This window comes from Urechidicola vernalis (assembly GCF_031846385.1).
Taxonomy (GTDB): Bacteria; Bacteroidota; Bacteroidia; order Flavobacteriales; family Flavobacteriaceae; genus Urechidicola; species Urechidicola vernalis.
Map to the genome: position 1 here is coordinate 1,038,705 of NZ_JAVRHV010000001.1, position 14,430 is coordinate 1,053,134.

At 33.3% G+C, this 14,430-nt stretch carries 11 protein-coding genes; 4 read left to right on the forward strand and 7 right to left on the reverse strand.

The annotated features are described in order from the left end of the window. Complete coding sequence (locus RM519_RS04645) at window positions 1–1,380, reverse strand: DUF1800 domain-containing protein (RefSeq protein ID WP_311592398.1); 1,380 nt, start codon at window positions 1,378–1,380, stop codon at window positions 1–3. A 253-nt stretch (window positions 1,381–1,633) separates the two neighbouring features. Between RM519_RS04645 and pdhA the strand changes: the two genes are divergently transcribed. Together pdhA and RM519_RS04655 are read left to right on the forward strand one after the other, a co-directional pair. Beyond that, window positions 1,634–2,629: a pyruvate dehydrogenase (acetyl-transferring) E1 component subunit alpha gene (gene pdhA, locus RM519_RS04650; RefSeq protein ID WP_311592399.1), complete on the forward strand. Its 996-nt coding sequence runs from the start codon at window positions 1,634–1,636 to the stop codon at window positions 2,627–2,629. Between the two features lie 7 nt (window positions 2,630–2,636). Then, on the forward strand, window positions 2,637–4,262 hold the full coding sequence (locus RM519_RS04655) for a dihydrolipoyl dehydrogenase family protein (RefSeq protein ID WP_311592401.1): 1,626 nt from the start codon (window positions 2,637–2,639) through the stop codon (window positions 4,260–4,262). A gap of 66 nt (window positions 4,263–4,328) precedes the next feature. On the opposite strand, the gene RM519_RS04660 is transcribed toward RM519_RS04655, so the two are convergent. The 4 genes from RM519_RS04660 to RM519_RS04675 form a co-directional block, all read right to left on the reverse strand. Then, complete coding sequence (locus RM519_RS04660) at window positions 4,329–4,814, reverse strand: group I truncated hemoglobin (protein WP_311592402.1); 486 nt, start codon at window positions 4,812–4,814, stop codon at window positions 4,329–4,331. A 16-nt stretch (window positions 4,815–4,830) separates the two neighbouring features. Beyond that, window positions 4,831–6,222, reverse strand: a complete 1,392-nt coding sequence (locus tag RM519_RS04665) for an FAD-binding oxidoreductase (protein WP_311592403.1) — start codon at window positions 6,220–6,222, stop codon at window positions 4,831–4,833. A gap of 110 nt (window positions 6,223–6,332) precedes the next feature. After that, entirely contained in the window at window positions 6,333–7,439 is a 1,107-nt protein-coding gene (locus RM519_RS04670; RefSeq protein WP_311592404.1) for a nickel-binding protein, read from the reverse strand. Between the two features lie 133 nt (window positions 7,440–7,572). Continuing rightward, window positions 7,573–7,824, reverse strand: coding sequence for a type B 50S ribosomal protein L31 (locus RM519_RS04675; RefSeq protein WP_311592405.1), 252 nt, complete (start codon window positions 7,822–7,824; stop codon window positions 7,573–7,575). Between the two features lie 132 nt (window positions 7,825–7,956). Here RM519_RS04675 and RM519_RS04680 point away from each other — a divergent pair, with 132 nt between their 5' ends. Then, on the forward strand, window positions 7,957–8,982 hold the full coding sequence (locus RM519_RS04680; protein WP_311592406.1) for a glutaminyl-peptide cyclotransferase: 1,026 nt from the start codon (window positions 7,957–7,959) through the stop codon (window positions 8,980–8,982). Window positions 8,983–9,026: 44 nt separating this feature from the next. Continuing rightward, a complete protein-coding gene (locus tag RM519_RS04685) occupies window positions 9,027–10,550 on the forward strand; it encodes a hypothetical protein (protein WP_311592407.1) in 1,524 nt (507 codons plus the stop codon). 134 nt (window positions 10,551–10,684) lie between these two features. Here RM519_RS04685 and RM519_RS04690 read toward each other — a convergent pair whose 3' ends face one another. Both RM519_RS04690 and RM519_RS04695 read right to left on the reverse strand, forming a co-directional pair. Continuing rightward, window positions 10,685–12,847, reverse strand: a complete 2,163-nt coding sequence (locus RM519_RS04690; protein WP_311592409.1) for a tetratricopeptide repeat protein — start codon at window positions 12,845–12,847, stop codon at window positions 10,685–10,687. A 512-nt stretch (window positions 12,848–13,359) separates the two neighbouring features. Next, a complete protein-coding gene (locus RM519_RS04695) occupies window positions 13,360–14,154 on the reverse strand; it encodes a cation efflux transmembrane domain-containing protein (RefSeq protein ID WP_311592410.1) in 795 nt (264 codons plus the stop codon). Window positions 14,155–14,430 lie beyond the last annotated feature (276 nt).

Consider the following 14,430-nt stretch of genomic DNA (forward strand, 5'->3'; position numbering starts at 1 on the left):
TTAACTCATTTGATATTCAGGTAATGACATTAACTGAATGCAATAATCTCTTTTATTATTGATCTCTAGATTAGAAATTAATTCTTGAGCACTCGAACTCAATTCTCCATTTAATAAAAATCGTGGCATTTCGCTTTCTAAAACCGAATGGAATTCCTCATTAAAATTATTCCAGTTGGCGGTTACTTTAATATATTTCTTACGGTTATTCATTCGTTTATAATACATTTCATACGATTCTTCTAAATCTCCTTTTTCCTCTAGGGCTATAACAGAGTTATTCAATAACATTGATGGTAATTTTAAGCGAACCAACATGGTATTACTATCTATCCATGAGGTCCCGCCTTTCCAACCTGCAACATTCGGAGGGTTCGTTAAAACTTGACCTAATTCTTTTTGAAAAAACAAAACGCCATTACTTTGTTCAAATTGAAATGGCACTAGCCTATGCAAACCAACAATTAACTCAACAGGGGATTTAATTTTTACACCCATATTCCGTTTATCATAAAACCAATCGGACATAAAAATATATCTCATTAACTTCTTAATGTCATAATCATGATAAAAGAGTTCTGTAATTTCTTCTAAATTTTTCTCGTCAATTTCAGGGTTTACAAATTCCTTGTAAACCTTAGAACATATATATCGAGCACATTGCTTTTGCGCAAGTATTACATCTATTATTTCTTCTCCACCAAAAGCTCCAGATTCGCCTAAAAATTCCTTCTTTCCAAAATCATGCTTTTTATCTCTTAGAACAAAGTTTCCACGAAAATCGTGATTCCAGCCAGTGAAAGCCCTTGCCGCTTCTTTAATGTCTTTTTCTGAGTAATTATCAATACCTAGCGTAAATAACTCCATTAATTCACGTCCAAAATTTTCGTTAGGTTTTTCCTTTACATTTTGCTTATTATTTAAATACTTAAGCATTGATGCTTCTTTAGAGATCGCTTTTACAAAGTCGCCAAAATTACCTAAAGCGTAGTGCCTCATAGTATTATTGTACTTTTGATAATGCAAAATATTCTGGTCTCTACAAACAAAATGATTGGTCCAAAACAGATGCATTCGTTCGTTTAATAACTGATCAGAATTATAGAGTCTTTGGAACCAAGCATTATTATATTCTTGAACTTTCTTGCGACTCATTTTCTGTGCTTTCATTCTATCTTCACGAGACATTTTTCCTCGATTGCTTTTATAAAATGAAACCAAATCAGATGTATCTATTGTTAAAGCGGAATCTTTAGATGCATTATCGAATAAACTTTTTACAATTTCCTTTTTCGATTTTGAACTTAGAGCAACCAGTTCTGTCGGATTTATTCCAAATCCTATTCTCCAATATAAGTGACGTAATTCGTTAGTTTTCATATTTTTTAGACCTTTGAAAACCCATAAAGTTTAATTATAATCATAAAGATGAACCAATTTAATGCAACCTTTTAGAAATTACAAGAGTGTAATGATTATATTTTTAGGCTAATGCATTTCAATATTTGGCAATTTAAACATGAGTTTTTTAGATTAATTACAAAAACTTTCAAAGGAATAAAAATTCACTAAAAATTGTTTAGACTTCGTATTAATATATTATTTTTGCATACTCTTATAATATTATATATTTATGAAGCCAATCACTAAAGAAACCTACATAAATTGGTACAAAGACATGCTGTTTTGGAGAAAGTTTGAAGACAAACTAGCTGCAGTATATATCCAACAAAAAGTTAGAGGATTTTTACATTTATACAATGGACAGGAAGCGGTGTTAGCCGGTGCCTTGCATGCCATGGAAATTGGAAAAGACAAAATGATTACGGCATACCGTAATCACGTACAACCAATCGGATTAGGTGTAGACCCAAAAAGAATTTTCGCAGAGCTATATGGAAAAGTAACAGGTACCTCTAATGGTATGGGTGGCTCTATGCATATTTTCTCTAAGGAAAAAGGATTTTATGGTGGGCACGGAATTGTTGGTGGTCAAATTCCTTTAGGTGCAGGTATTGCTTTTGCTGATAAATATTTTGAACGTGATGGAGTAACGCTTACATACTTTGGAGATGGTGCTGCAAGACAAGGATCTTTGCACGAAACTTTTAATATGGCAATGAACTGGAAATTACCAGTAGTATTTATTGTTGAAAACAATGGTTATGCCATGGGTACTTCTGTAGAAAGAACTGCAAATCATACTGATGTTTGGAAATTAGGTCTTGGATATGAAATGCCTTGTGGACCAGTAGATGGAATGAATCCAGTTGCGGTTGCGGAGGCTATGCATGAAGCAATTGAAAGAGCTCGTAGAGGAGATGGACCAACATTCTTAGAAATGAGAACCTACAGATATAGAGGTCATTCAATGTCTGATGCACAACACTACAGAACAAAGGATGAAGTTGAAGAATACAAGAAATTAGATCCTATTACACAAGTATTAGACATCATAAAAGAAAATAAATACGTATCAGATGATGAAATTGATGCTATCAATAAAGATGTTAAAAAACGTGTGCAGGAATGTGTAGATTTTGCTGAAGAATCTCCATACCCAGAAGTACAACAATTATATGATGTTGTTTACGAACAAGAAGATTATCCTTTTTTAAAACATAAATAAAAAAATTATGGCTGAAATTATAACAATGCCTCGATTGAGTGATACCATGACGGAAGGAGTTGTGGCTGCTTGGTTAAAGAAAGTTGGTGATAAAGTTGAAGAAGGAGATATACTTGCAGAAATAGAAACTGACAAGGCTACAATGGAGTTCGAATCTTTTAACGAAGGAACTTTATTGCATATTGGATTACAAGAAGGTGAAACTGCACCAGTAGATTCTTTGCTAGCTATTATTGGTGAAGAAGGTGAAGATATTTCTGCTTTATTAGCAGGAGATGCTGCACCTACTGCAACTGAAGAGATTGTTGCTGAGGCAACTTCTGAAAAAGAAGAAGCCGCAACAACTAGTTCTGAAGAAACTTATACAGTACCAGAAGGTATAACTGTTGTAACAATGCCTCGTTTAAGTGATACGATGACCGAAGGAACAGTTGCATCATGGTTAAAAAATGTTGGTGATACGGTTGAAGAAGGAGATATCCTTGCTGAAATAGAAACGGATAAAGCAACAATGGAGTTTGAATCATTTAATGAAGGAACTTTATTATATGTTGGTTTACAGGCCGGAGAAACAGCGACTGTAGATTCTTTACTTGCCATTATTGGTGACGCAGGAACAAATGTTGATGACGTTGTAAAGAACTTTAAAGTTAGTGGCGCTTCAGAAGAAGCTCCTAAAGAAACTGCTGCTCCTGCCCCTAAAGTGGAAGCACCAAAAGCGGCTCCTAAAGGAGCGCCTGCAGCTAAAAAGGCTGTTGAAATGCCAAAGGCTTCTGCAAGCAATGAAAGAGTTGTAGCGTCGCCATTAGCAAAAAAATTAGCAGACGAAAAAGGAATTAACTTATCTAAATTGCAAGGAACTGGAGATCACGGACGTATTATAAAACGTGATATTGAAAATTACGAACCAGCAGTTGCTGGAGGCGTTGTTCAATTCGCACCAAGTGGTGTAGAAAGTTTTGAAGAAATTAAGAACTCACAAATGCGTAAAGCTATTGCACGTTCATTAACCAATTCTAAATTCTCTGCTCCTCATTATTATTTAGCAGTTGAATTTGACATGGATAATGCAATTGCATTCCGTACGCAGTTTAATTCTATCCCAGATACTAAGATCTCATTTAATGATATCGTCGTAAAAGCTACTGCAAAAGCATTGAAACAACACCCACAAGTAAACTCTCAATGGTTCGATGATAAAATGGTATTAAACCACCATGTACATATTGGAGTTGCTGTGGCTGTAGAAGATGGATTGGTTGTACCAGTTGTTCCTTTTGCAGATGAGCAATCATTACCACAAATTGGTGCTGCTGTAAAAGATTTTGCTGGTAGAGCAAGAAAGAAAAAGTTGACTCCTGAAGAAATGCAGGGAAGTACGTTTACCATTTCTAACTTAGGAATGTTTGGTATTGATTATTTCACTTCAATTATCAATCAACCAAATTCAGCAATTTTATCTGTTGGTGCAATTGTACAAAAACCAGTTGTTAAAAATGGTGAAATTGTAGTTGGTAATACAATGAAAATGACACTTGCTTGTGACCATAGAACTGTGGATGGTGCAACAGGTGCTCAATTCTTACAAACATTAAAAGGATTTATAGAAAACCCAGTTACAATGTTGGTATAATATATATTCTAAATAAAACTAAAGCCCGCAATATGCGGGCTTTTTTATTTTAATCTCTTAATTCAATTACAATCCAATAACTGCTCCTTTTAAAGAATATAAAATAAAAAGCATATCTTTTTGTGTTTCCTCATCAATATTATGTTTTGCTAATACCCCCAAAATATCATCTACAGCGGCCATGAATTCTTTTTCTGAAGTATTTAAACCTTTATGTGCTGTTGGTAGATCTTTACCCATATACGCTGCTCCTCCTCCAGTTCCTGCAGATAAAAACTGTTTTACATGCGTTTTAAAACTTTCAAGTCTTTGAGGGTTCTCTGCTATTGGTAAAAAGACATGTCGAATTTCTGGATTATCTAAATGTGATTTTAGAATATCGTCAACTATAGAAGAAATTCCAGTTTCTCCTCCTAATCTCACAAATAGGCTTTTATCGACTTCAGCTATTGTAACTTCTTGATTTTCGATTTGATTTGCTTCTTTTTTGTTTGAACAATTGAACAATAAAATTGACAATACTACAATTGATACTAAATTAATCGTTTTCATAAAATATACTTTTAGGTTAGTTTTTTGGTTTAATATTCTGATTGATTTTAAAGAAATTTTGTGGATCGTATTTTGCTTTTATTATTGTTAATCTCTCATAATTATGCCTATAACTGGCTTGTACACGTTCCTGCCCCTCATCCATCATAAAATTAGAGTAAGCACCTCCACTTGAATAAGGATGTAATGCATTATAATAATCTTTACACCATTTGGTGATTTTATCAGCATTTGCTGGATCTGGATCTACACCAACAATAACTCCCGCATATTTAGCATCTCTATAGGCCCAGGGAGTTTCTGAACTTCCAACTCTACTAGCAGCCCCACTAATAGGATACAAATGCATTTGAGATAAAGGAGTCGGAATACTAGAACCAAATTTTAAATGTTTTTTTCTTGCTGCTTCATTAATATCATTAAAAAAATCTGCTCGCCAGTACCATTGCATTCCAGGTGGCATTAAACCATCGAACAATGTCTGAACCGCTGGGTAGGGCATTTCACCAACATGGGCAAAAACGGGCGCAAGATCCATGGCTGGTTTTGCTAACAAATCAAATTCTTCTTGAGTTCCGGTATAACACCATACAATTCCACAATATTGATTTCCATGTAAAAAGTCAGGAAATGGTGGACCTGGAATTACCATAGTAGCGACAAATCCATTTAACTCATCTGGGGCGTTATGAATAAAATTATGATACCATTCCATAATTTCTTCAGTACGTTCAATTGGCCAAAGCATTGGACCTCCGATCACCGTTTTTACAGAATGTGCCTGAAATTTAAATGACGTCACAATTCCAAAATTACCTCCTCCACCGCGAATAGCCCAAAACAAATCTTGATGTTGATCTTTATTGACCGTTACGGTTGATCCGTCCGCCAAAACCATATCTGCTTCCAACAAATTATCTATGGTCAGTCCATATTTTCTTGAAAGGTGCCCTACACCTCCTCCTAAAGTTAAACCTCCAACTCCTGTTGTAGAAATAATTCCTGCTGGTACAGCCAACCCATATGGATGTGTTGCATGGTCTACTTCACCCCATAAATTTCCACCTCCTACTCTTACTGTATTGTCTGAAGTATCCACACGAATAAACTTTATTCCTGAAAGATCTATCACCATTCCATTATCACAAATTCCAAGTCCACCTCCATTATGTCCCCCACCTCTTACTGCTGTAATTAAGTTTTGTTCTCTTCCAAAATTGACGCAATTTATAACATCAGCGGCATCTACACACTTCACTAACATACCTGGAAATTTATTGATCATACCATTGTACACCTTTCGCTCTTCATTATAGTTAGAATCTTCAGGAAATGTAATTTGTCCCCTAATAGAGGATTTAAAGGCCTCTAATAATTCGGCCTTTAGTTCTTTAATTAAATTTGACATAGCACTTAAGTTTTAAGATTAGTATCCTCAAAACTAGAGACTAAAACAAAAAATGAATTGCACAATTGGTTCAAATCTTATCAAAAATGACCCAAGTCATAAAAGTGAACTTAAAAAATATGCTGTTGTGTATATTTTGATGGCGAGATACCAAATTTTTCATGAAAGCACTTTGTAAAGTACGCTGGACTATTAAATCCAACCTCAAAGGCCACTTCCGAAATATTATTCAATTGTTTCTGAAACAAACTTAGAGATCTATTCAACTTTACATCTCTTACAAAATTATTTGGCGAAGTATTGGTTAAAGCTTTTAGTTTTCGGTTAAGTTGCGACTTACTATAGCCAAGTTTCAAACTTAAATCTTCAACTTTTATATTCGGGCTTTTCCAAATGGCCTCAATATGATCCATAAGCACGGTAAGAAATTGTTCTTCCTTTGGAGTCAAAACTCTAACCACTTTCTTATCTAATTGAAATGCTCTATTCTCAATACTAAACAAATGATGTACTTCATTAGATAAAACAATTTCACTTTTAACCACTTCACACATCCTTGTTGTAAAAGCAATTACTTCTTCAAACAAACCATCTTTAGTAGTAACCGGTGTACCAGATCCTATGGCAATATTCACCTTTCTAGATCCCATATCAATTTTAGGAGTCACAAACTTGATGTTAGATTGTAATTTAAGTGCAGCAAAAACTGCATTCGAAACTGATTCAAACGAAACCAAATATGTGCAATCGTTTTGTCTTACAATAGTCCCATTATATTTCTTCAAAGTATTCATTACACTTCTATGAAACTTTTGTGTAAAAACACTTAACTGATTGGCTTCTGCTCTATTTAAAAAGTTATTTGTTTCAATAAGCATAATAGCTCTAAATGCAGAATCATCAATTATTGGAATCGATGCATTATCAACATTTTCCGGATCTTCAATTCTACCTAAAAAAGATGCTACTAAATTCTCATCTACTTCTATAATACTATGCGGAAAATCACCATGTGCTGCATTGTGCATTTTTTGCAAAGCCTCTTTATTAGGCGCTTCAATTAAACAAAATGCATGATGTTTTTGATCATCGCACCAATAGGTTATACCTCTACAACCATAAAGATGCTCTACCTTTAAATCTTCTTGATGCATTTTAGCAACATGTTCTGCCGTAATTTCTTTGGGGATGTCGTGTCGGTCCATGAAAAGTGGCATAGGCAATAAATTTACTGCAATATAAGAAATATGAATCTCATTTACAATAATTACCTTGTTTTCAATAACTTAAATAATAAGCATAAAAAAATCCCCAACGTTCGTTGAGGATTTTAGATATTTTCCAAAATTCTTATTTTTTGAACTTTGCGTATCTTGTTTTGAATTTATCAATACGTCCTGCAGTATCGATTAATTTTTTCTTACCTGTATAGAATGGGTGAGATGTTCTTGAGATCTCTAACTTAACTAATGGATACTCAACACCATCAACCTCTAAAGTTTCTTTAGAATCTGCTGTTGAACGCGTTAAAAATACATCTCCGTTAGACATATCTTTAAATGCCATCATTCTGTAACTTTCTGGGTGTATACCTTTTTTCATCTTTATATATTTTTCACCACGCTTTTTGACGTAGTTATTTTTGAGAGTGCAAATTTAACCATATTTTTGATTATTCAAATAATAAAAGCACTTTATTTGTATAAAAATAAACAACTTATAAATTTCATATACATGTCCCTTAAACATTCTCTTGTATTATTCGTTTGCAGTCTTTTCTTTATTTCTTGTGAAACAGATTATAAATTTAATATTGAAGCACCTAAAAGCATTAATGTTAACGAAGTACTATCTATTTCTTTTTCAGAAAAAAATGGTACTCCATTTGAAAATGTTGAAATCTCATTAGACACAGAAAAACTTACACTTGATGAAAACTTTGCAGCAACAATTGACATTTCTAAATATAAATTAGGAAAGCACACCATCACTGCCATTGTATTTTATGAAAATCAAACAAAAAAAATAACGAAGCCTGTTTATTTTTTGGCCGATACAGCACCTGCCATTTACACTTATAATATAATAAACAGTTACCCACATGATAAAAATGCTTACACCCAAGGTTTGGAAATACATGATGGTGTACTTTATGAAAGTACTGGACAATATGGGACCTCATCTTTGCGAAAAGTAGAGTTAAAAACCGGTAAGGTTTTAAAACAAATAGATTTAGATCAACAATATTTTGGCGAAGGTATGACAAAGTTTAACGATGAAATTGTTTTACTTACGTGGAAAAAAGGAACTGGATTTGTGTATGACTTTGAAACTTTTGAGCAAAAAGACACTTTTACTTATAACAAGGAAGGTTGGGGATTGACGAATAACGGAACCCATTTAATTAAAACAGATGGTTCAGAGCGCATTCAGTTTTTAGACCCTATAACCAAGAAACAAACTGGGTTTATAGAAGCCTACACTCATAAAAGAAAAGTTGAGAACTTAAATGAATTAGAATATGTAAATGGTAAAATTTATGCCAATATTTATCAACAAAATTCTCTTTTAATTTTAGATGCAGATACAGGGAAAATTGAAGGTATCGCAGATTTAAGAGGTTTAAGAAACAAAGTTGAACAACACGCTGGCTTAGATGTGTTAAATGGCATTGCATATGATGGTGATAATGACAAATTATACGTAACCGGAAAAAATTGGAGCAAACTTTTTGAAATTGAACTATTGAAAAAAGACTAAACAGGTTAATTATAAACTCTACTTTTATACTACAAAATTTTTAAATGAAAAACTACTGGCTTATTGCCCCGATTATAATGTTGCTTATTTTCGCATCATGCAGGGACGATTTTGAAACTGTGCCTAGTTTTGGGGAATTGTCATTTTCAAAAGACACTGTATACTTAGATACTGTTTTTACGAATATCGGCTCAAGCACATACAATTTAAAAGTTTATAACAACAGTAGCAGAGATATCCATATTCCTAATATTACATTAGAACGTGGCTCTAATTCGGATTATAGATTAAATGTTGACGGCATTCCAGGAAAATTTTTTCAAAATGTTGAGATTTTAGCGAAGGACAGCATGTATATCTTTATTGAAACTACGATTGATGCCGACGCTATTTCTAATCCACTATATACAGATCGTATTTTGTTTGATACAGGTATAAATGAACAAGATGTTGATTTAGTAACCTTGGTACAAGATGCTCATTTTTTATATCCCTCTAAAGATTCGGAAGGTGTTATTGAGACTATAACGCTCGGTCTAAATGGTGATGTCGAACCCGTTGAAATTCAAGGTTTCTTTTTAGAAGATGATACTACATTTACAGATGAAAAACCCTATGTTATTTATGGATATTGTGCCATTCCTGCAGATAAAACGCTGACCATAGAAGCCGGAGCTAAAGTCCATTTCCATGACAACTCAGGGTTGATTGCTTATAAAGATGCAACGCTAAAAATTGAAGGGGCGTTAAATAATACGGTACAAATTGAAGGAGATAGACTAGAACCAGGGTTTAGCGAAGTCCCTGGGCAATGGGGTGCTATTTGGTTACGAGCAGGTAGTAAAAACCATTCTATTAACTACGCAACTATAAAAAATGCTAGTGTTGGAATTATAATTGACTCCTTAGGACACCCAACTGAACCTACATTAACCATAAAAAATACCGAATTATACAATCATGCCAATTACGGCATATTAGGTAGAGAAACCAATATACTTGGTGAAAACCTTGTCATAAACAATGCCGGTTTTTCAGCGTTGGCATGTACCATCGGCGGCACGTATAACTTCTCACACTCCACATTTGCTAATTATTGGAGTAACAGTTTAAGGCAATTTCCTACAGTATTGGTAAACAATTTTTTCACCTACATAGAGAACAACACAGAGATTATTGAAACACGCGATTTAAAGGCTGCAAATTTTACCAATTGTATTATTTATGGCTCTAATAATATAGAATTAATTTTAGACAATGTAGACGGTTCCTTATTCAATTATAATTTCAAAAATAACCTCATCAAATTCGATGATTATAACGACTCCTTTGCTGGCATACCTGAATATGATTTTGAGGATACAACGCACTACCAGAACAACTTGTTTAATCTAGATCCTTTTTTTAAGGCTCCTTATGAAAATGATTTAATTATTGGGCAAGAATCCGCTGGAATTGATATGGCAGATCAAAATACTGCCAATCAAATACCTTTAGACCTTCTAGGAATAGACAGAACAGTCACTCCGGATATTGGAGCCTATCAGCATATTATTTTTGAGGACTAACGGTCTTGTGTATGATTTCGTTGTGCGAAATGTCGGAGACTTTTCCGCCGTAACCGAAAGATAATTAATAAGATTGAATTTCGGAGAGGAAATTCAATCTTATTAATTATACACGTAGTTGGTGGTAGGTGATATTAATCTTTCTTAAAAATGTTTCCTTTGTTTTCTAATTTAAACCAAATTTCTTTCTCTATATCATATCTATATACAACCGATTCTATGACGTTTCCATTTGCATATTCAAAAGCAAAATGATTTTCAAATTTCGTCATATTTATATAACGGTCTTTAGTTATTGGTAACATCTCAATTTTTGGAAAGCCTTCTCTTTTGTAAAATAATTTACCGTTCTCTACCCAAAATATTCGTGGTCCATAATTACCAACTACATCTTTAAATTGATTTTGCAATGTTTCAGAATCTATACTTTTCACATAGTTAATATGTGCAAGTACATCTTTTAAATAATAATGCTTTTGGTTGGCCTTAATAGCGATTTCATAAGCAATTTTAGCGCTATCTAATTTTTTAGCTTCAAATAAAGCTTCTGCTTTTTTAATGTTTTTGTCAACTTTCCAAGAGTAAGTTATATAAGAATTATCGAAGTCGTTTTCTTCATTTTTATAGAGATAATACTTATTCTTATCATCCTTTAAAAATGTATTTTCCCAAGTTCTTCTATTATTTGGTGCTCCAGCTACGATAGTGTTTTCTCCGGCCATAATCATAGGTGTTATAGTCTGGTTTGAGACATATCGCAATAAGGTATTTTTCTCGACCCATAATTTCGAGGTTTGTTCACTGCCATTAACACGATACTCACCTTCAAATTTTTTTAAATTGTCTTTAGTTACTTTATGGTTTTTTAAGAAGGTTATGGCTTTATCATAAACTTTTACAAGATTTTCATCTTCAGGGTTTAATAATTTCATTTTAGCTAATGTGTTTTCAGCGGCAACTATATCACCCTTAAACAATTGAGGTTTTAATTGAAGGCTAAAAACGATGTTAGCTGGTAATAAAAGTTCAACTTTAGATAATTTTTTTAATATTTCATCATATTTCTCGTTAATCAGTCCAGCATTATTCAAATTATAGCCATTATTTATACTTGGGCGTTTTTCATAAGAATTAAGAGCATGCTCAAAAAAAGCTTTCAGGTTTCTGCTTCTTCCATAAAGAGTATAAAGCAAATAATTATAAGTTTGGTCATTTGGGTCAACTTGAAGCTGTAGTTTTATGAGTTCTTCAGCATCCTCATATGCATCGTAAGCCAGGTTTTTAAAAATAAGGGTTTCACCTCTTCTTTGTAATGGAAGTTTAGAGCGGTATTTATAAGCCTTATCTGCGAGATTGCGTTCTTCAAATTTGCTAACAGAAAATATAAGATTCTTTTTAGCAGATTGTAAATAAGCCAAAGCAAACGTGCTATCTTCTTTTGTGGCGTTTTCATAGTCTCCATTTCTGTAATATTCTAGGGCTTTTAAAGAGTTACTTGCAAATTCTTTGACATCTAAATCTAAATAAGTAGGAGTATTAAATTCATTAGAGGCAAAATTTCCAGTAACAAAAACCGTAATGTTATCTATGATGTTTAATACATCATTACCATTAAAAGTTTCTTGCGCTATAATTTTTGCGTTTTTACTATTTCTTATAAATGTTGTAATAGTATAGTTGCCATCAACAAATTCAAATTCGCCATCAACATAAAAATCATTAAATATTTTTGCGTTATTAACTTTATCTACTGTGTTTTTTATACCAGAAAGTTTTGGGTCGAGGTTTTTGTTTTGCAATAAATCTTCTTGAAGTAGTATCGAGATTCCAAACTCTAGCCATGTCTTAGTGCTGTCTTTGGTTTTAGGCTCAAAATTATAAATTGGGAATCCGGTTCTAAATTCTTCTTTGGTAATTACTGCGGATGCTTGATTGCCTTCTTCACTTGTATATGCAATAGTCTTTGTTGTAGCACCTAAATCGCTATTGCCAAAACCAAAATAGGTAATCACTAGTATCAATATTATATTAACTGGAAATATAATCTTCTCACGTAGTTTTAAAACTCTATTATTAATTCGTTCTTGATTGTATAAATAAATTATTAAAGAAGGAATGATGCCAATAAAAATCCAGAGTAACAAATCTACCCAATATGGCGAAATGTTATATCTAATTAAAACCCAATCTACAAATTGAAGTAAGGTCCATGCCGCAACCAAATATGCCGCAAAAAACTGAAGTGTTTTGGTCACTCTCTTTTTATCAAATTTTTTGCTTTTAATTTCTTGTTCCATTCATTTGTTTAAATTATTGCCAACAGACCTGCTAAACGGAGTTCTGTGTTTTAAGAGTAAATATAAAGAATTTGAACAACTATTATCGAAGTATTGGACTTCCTATTAAAGTTCGATAATAGTTCATCAAATAGATAATGCAATTATCGTTAATTGTCAAATTCTGATTATTGGGAGCGCAAAATACAGATCCAAATTACGTTTAGGTATAGTTGTGTCATCGTTTAGGCTCGATGCCCAACTAGGGTTGATATTCATTTAGAATTGAGATGCAGTAATTTGGTTTAGCAGGTCTGTTGTGACACATTCCTTTTGGGGTGGGAGTGCAAAGCACGTAGCAACAAAAGTTCAACGCTAGTTGAATGTGTCACAACGGTTTGTATAAGATTTGTGCGGCTTAAAACCCGTAGGATTTTCAGCCTAGTACAAATGTTTGTTGGTTATTTTGGTTTTACAATTTTCTTTAAAGTTAGCATAAATTTTATACGTTGTTGTAAGTAGTGCTTTTTCTGTTACTTGCTCAATTTCAGTATGCGAAATGCCCCTTGAATTACCAATATAAAAACGATTGTTCCGATAATCAAATCAGGTTTACTTGAACTCAACCAATTTACCAAAAGTCCAGCGATTATGACTCCTAAATTAATAATCACGTCATTCGAGGTAAAAATCATACTCGCTTTCATATGTGCCTCTTCTTTACTCTTTGACTTCTGTAAAATGTAAAGACAAATTCCATTTGCGATAAGTGCAAAAATCGAAACGATAATCATTGTTGAGAAATCGGGAAGTTTCTCGTCTCCCAAAAATCTTCTTAAAACTTCTACAAACCCGATAATGGCAAGTGTTATTTGAAAATATCCAGCAAGTTTTGCAATTCGCTTTTTTTTAATCAACGTTCCGCCAACTGCAAACAAACTAATTCCGTAAACGAAACTGTCGGCAAGCATATCCAAACTATCAGCAACAAGTCCCATTGATTTTGAGATTATTCCTGTTGTCATTTCGATAATGAAAAAGGCAAAATTGATTGCGAGTACAGACCAAAGCAACTTTTTTTGGTTTGCATTTTCTTTAAATTCTGTTTGGTCGGTTTGTTCGGTCGAGATTTTCTTTCCACCTAAATTTAGTTCAATAACGGACTTTTCGATTTGGTCAGATTCTCCACTGTGAAAAACAATCAGTTTTCGGTTTGAAATATCAAAGTCTAAATTCGCAATACTTGAAATTCCGTCCAATTTCATTCGGATGAGATTTTCCTCCGAAGGACAATCCATTTTGGTAATTTCAAATATCGTTTTATTCACTTGGTTTCTGGTTTTTCGGTATTACTTACAACAGACCTGCTAAACGAAGTTCTGTGTTTTAAGAGTAAATATAAAGAATTTGAACAACTATTATCGAAGTATTGGACTTCCTAATAAAGTTCGATAATAGTTCATCAAATAGATAATGTAATTATCGTTATTTGTCAAATTCTGATTATTGGGAGCGCAAAATACAGATCCAAATTACGTTTAGGTATAGTTGTGTCATCGTTTAGGCTCGATGCCCAACTAGGGTTGATATTCATTTAGAATTGA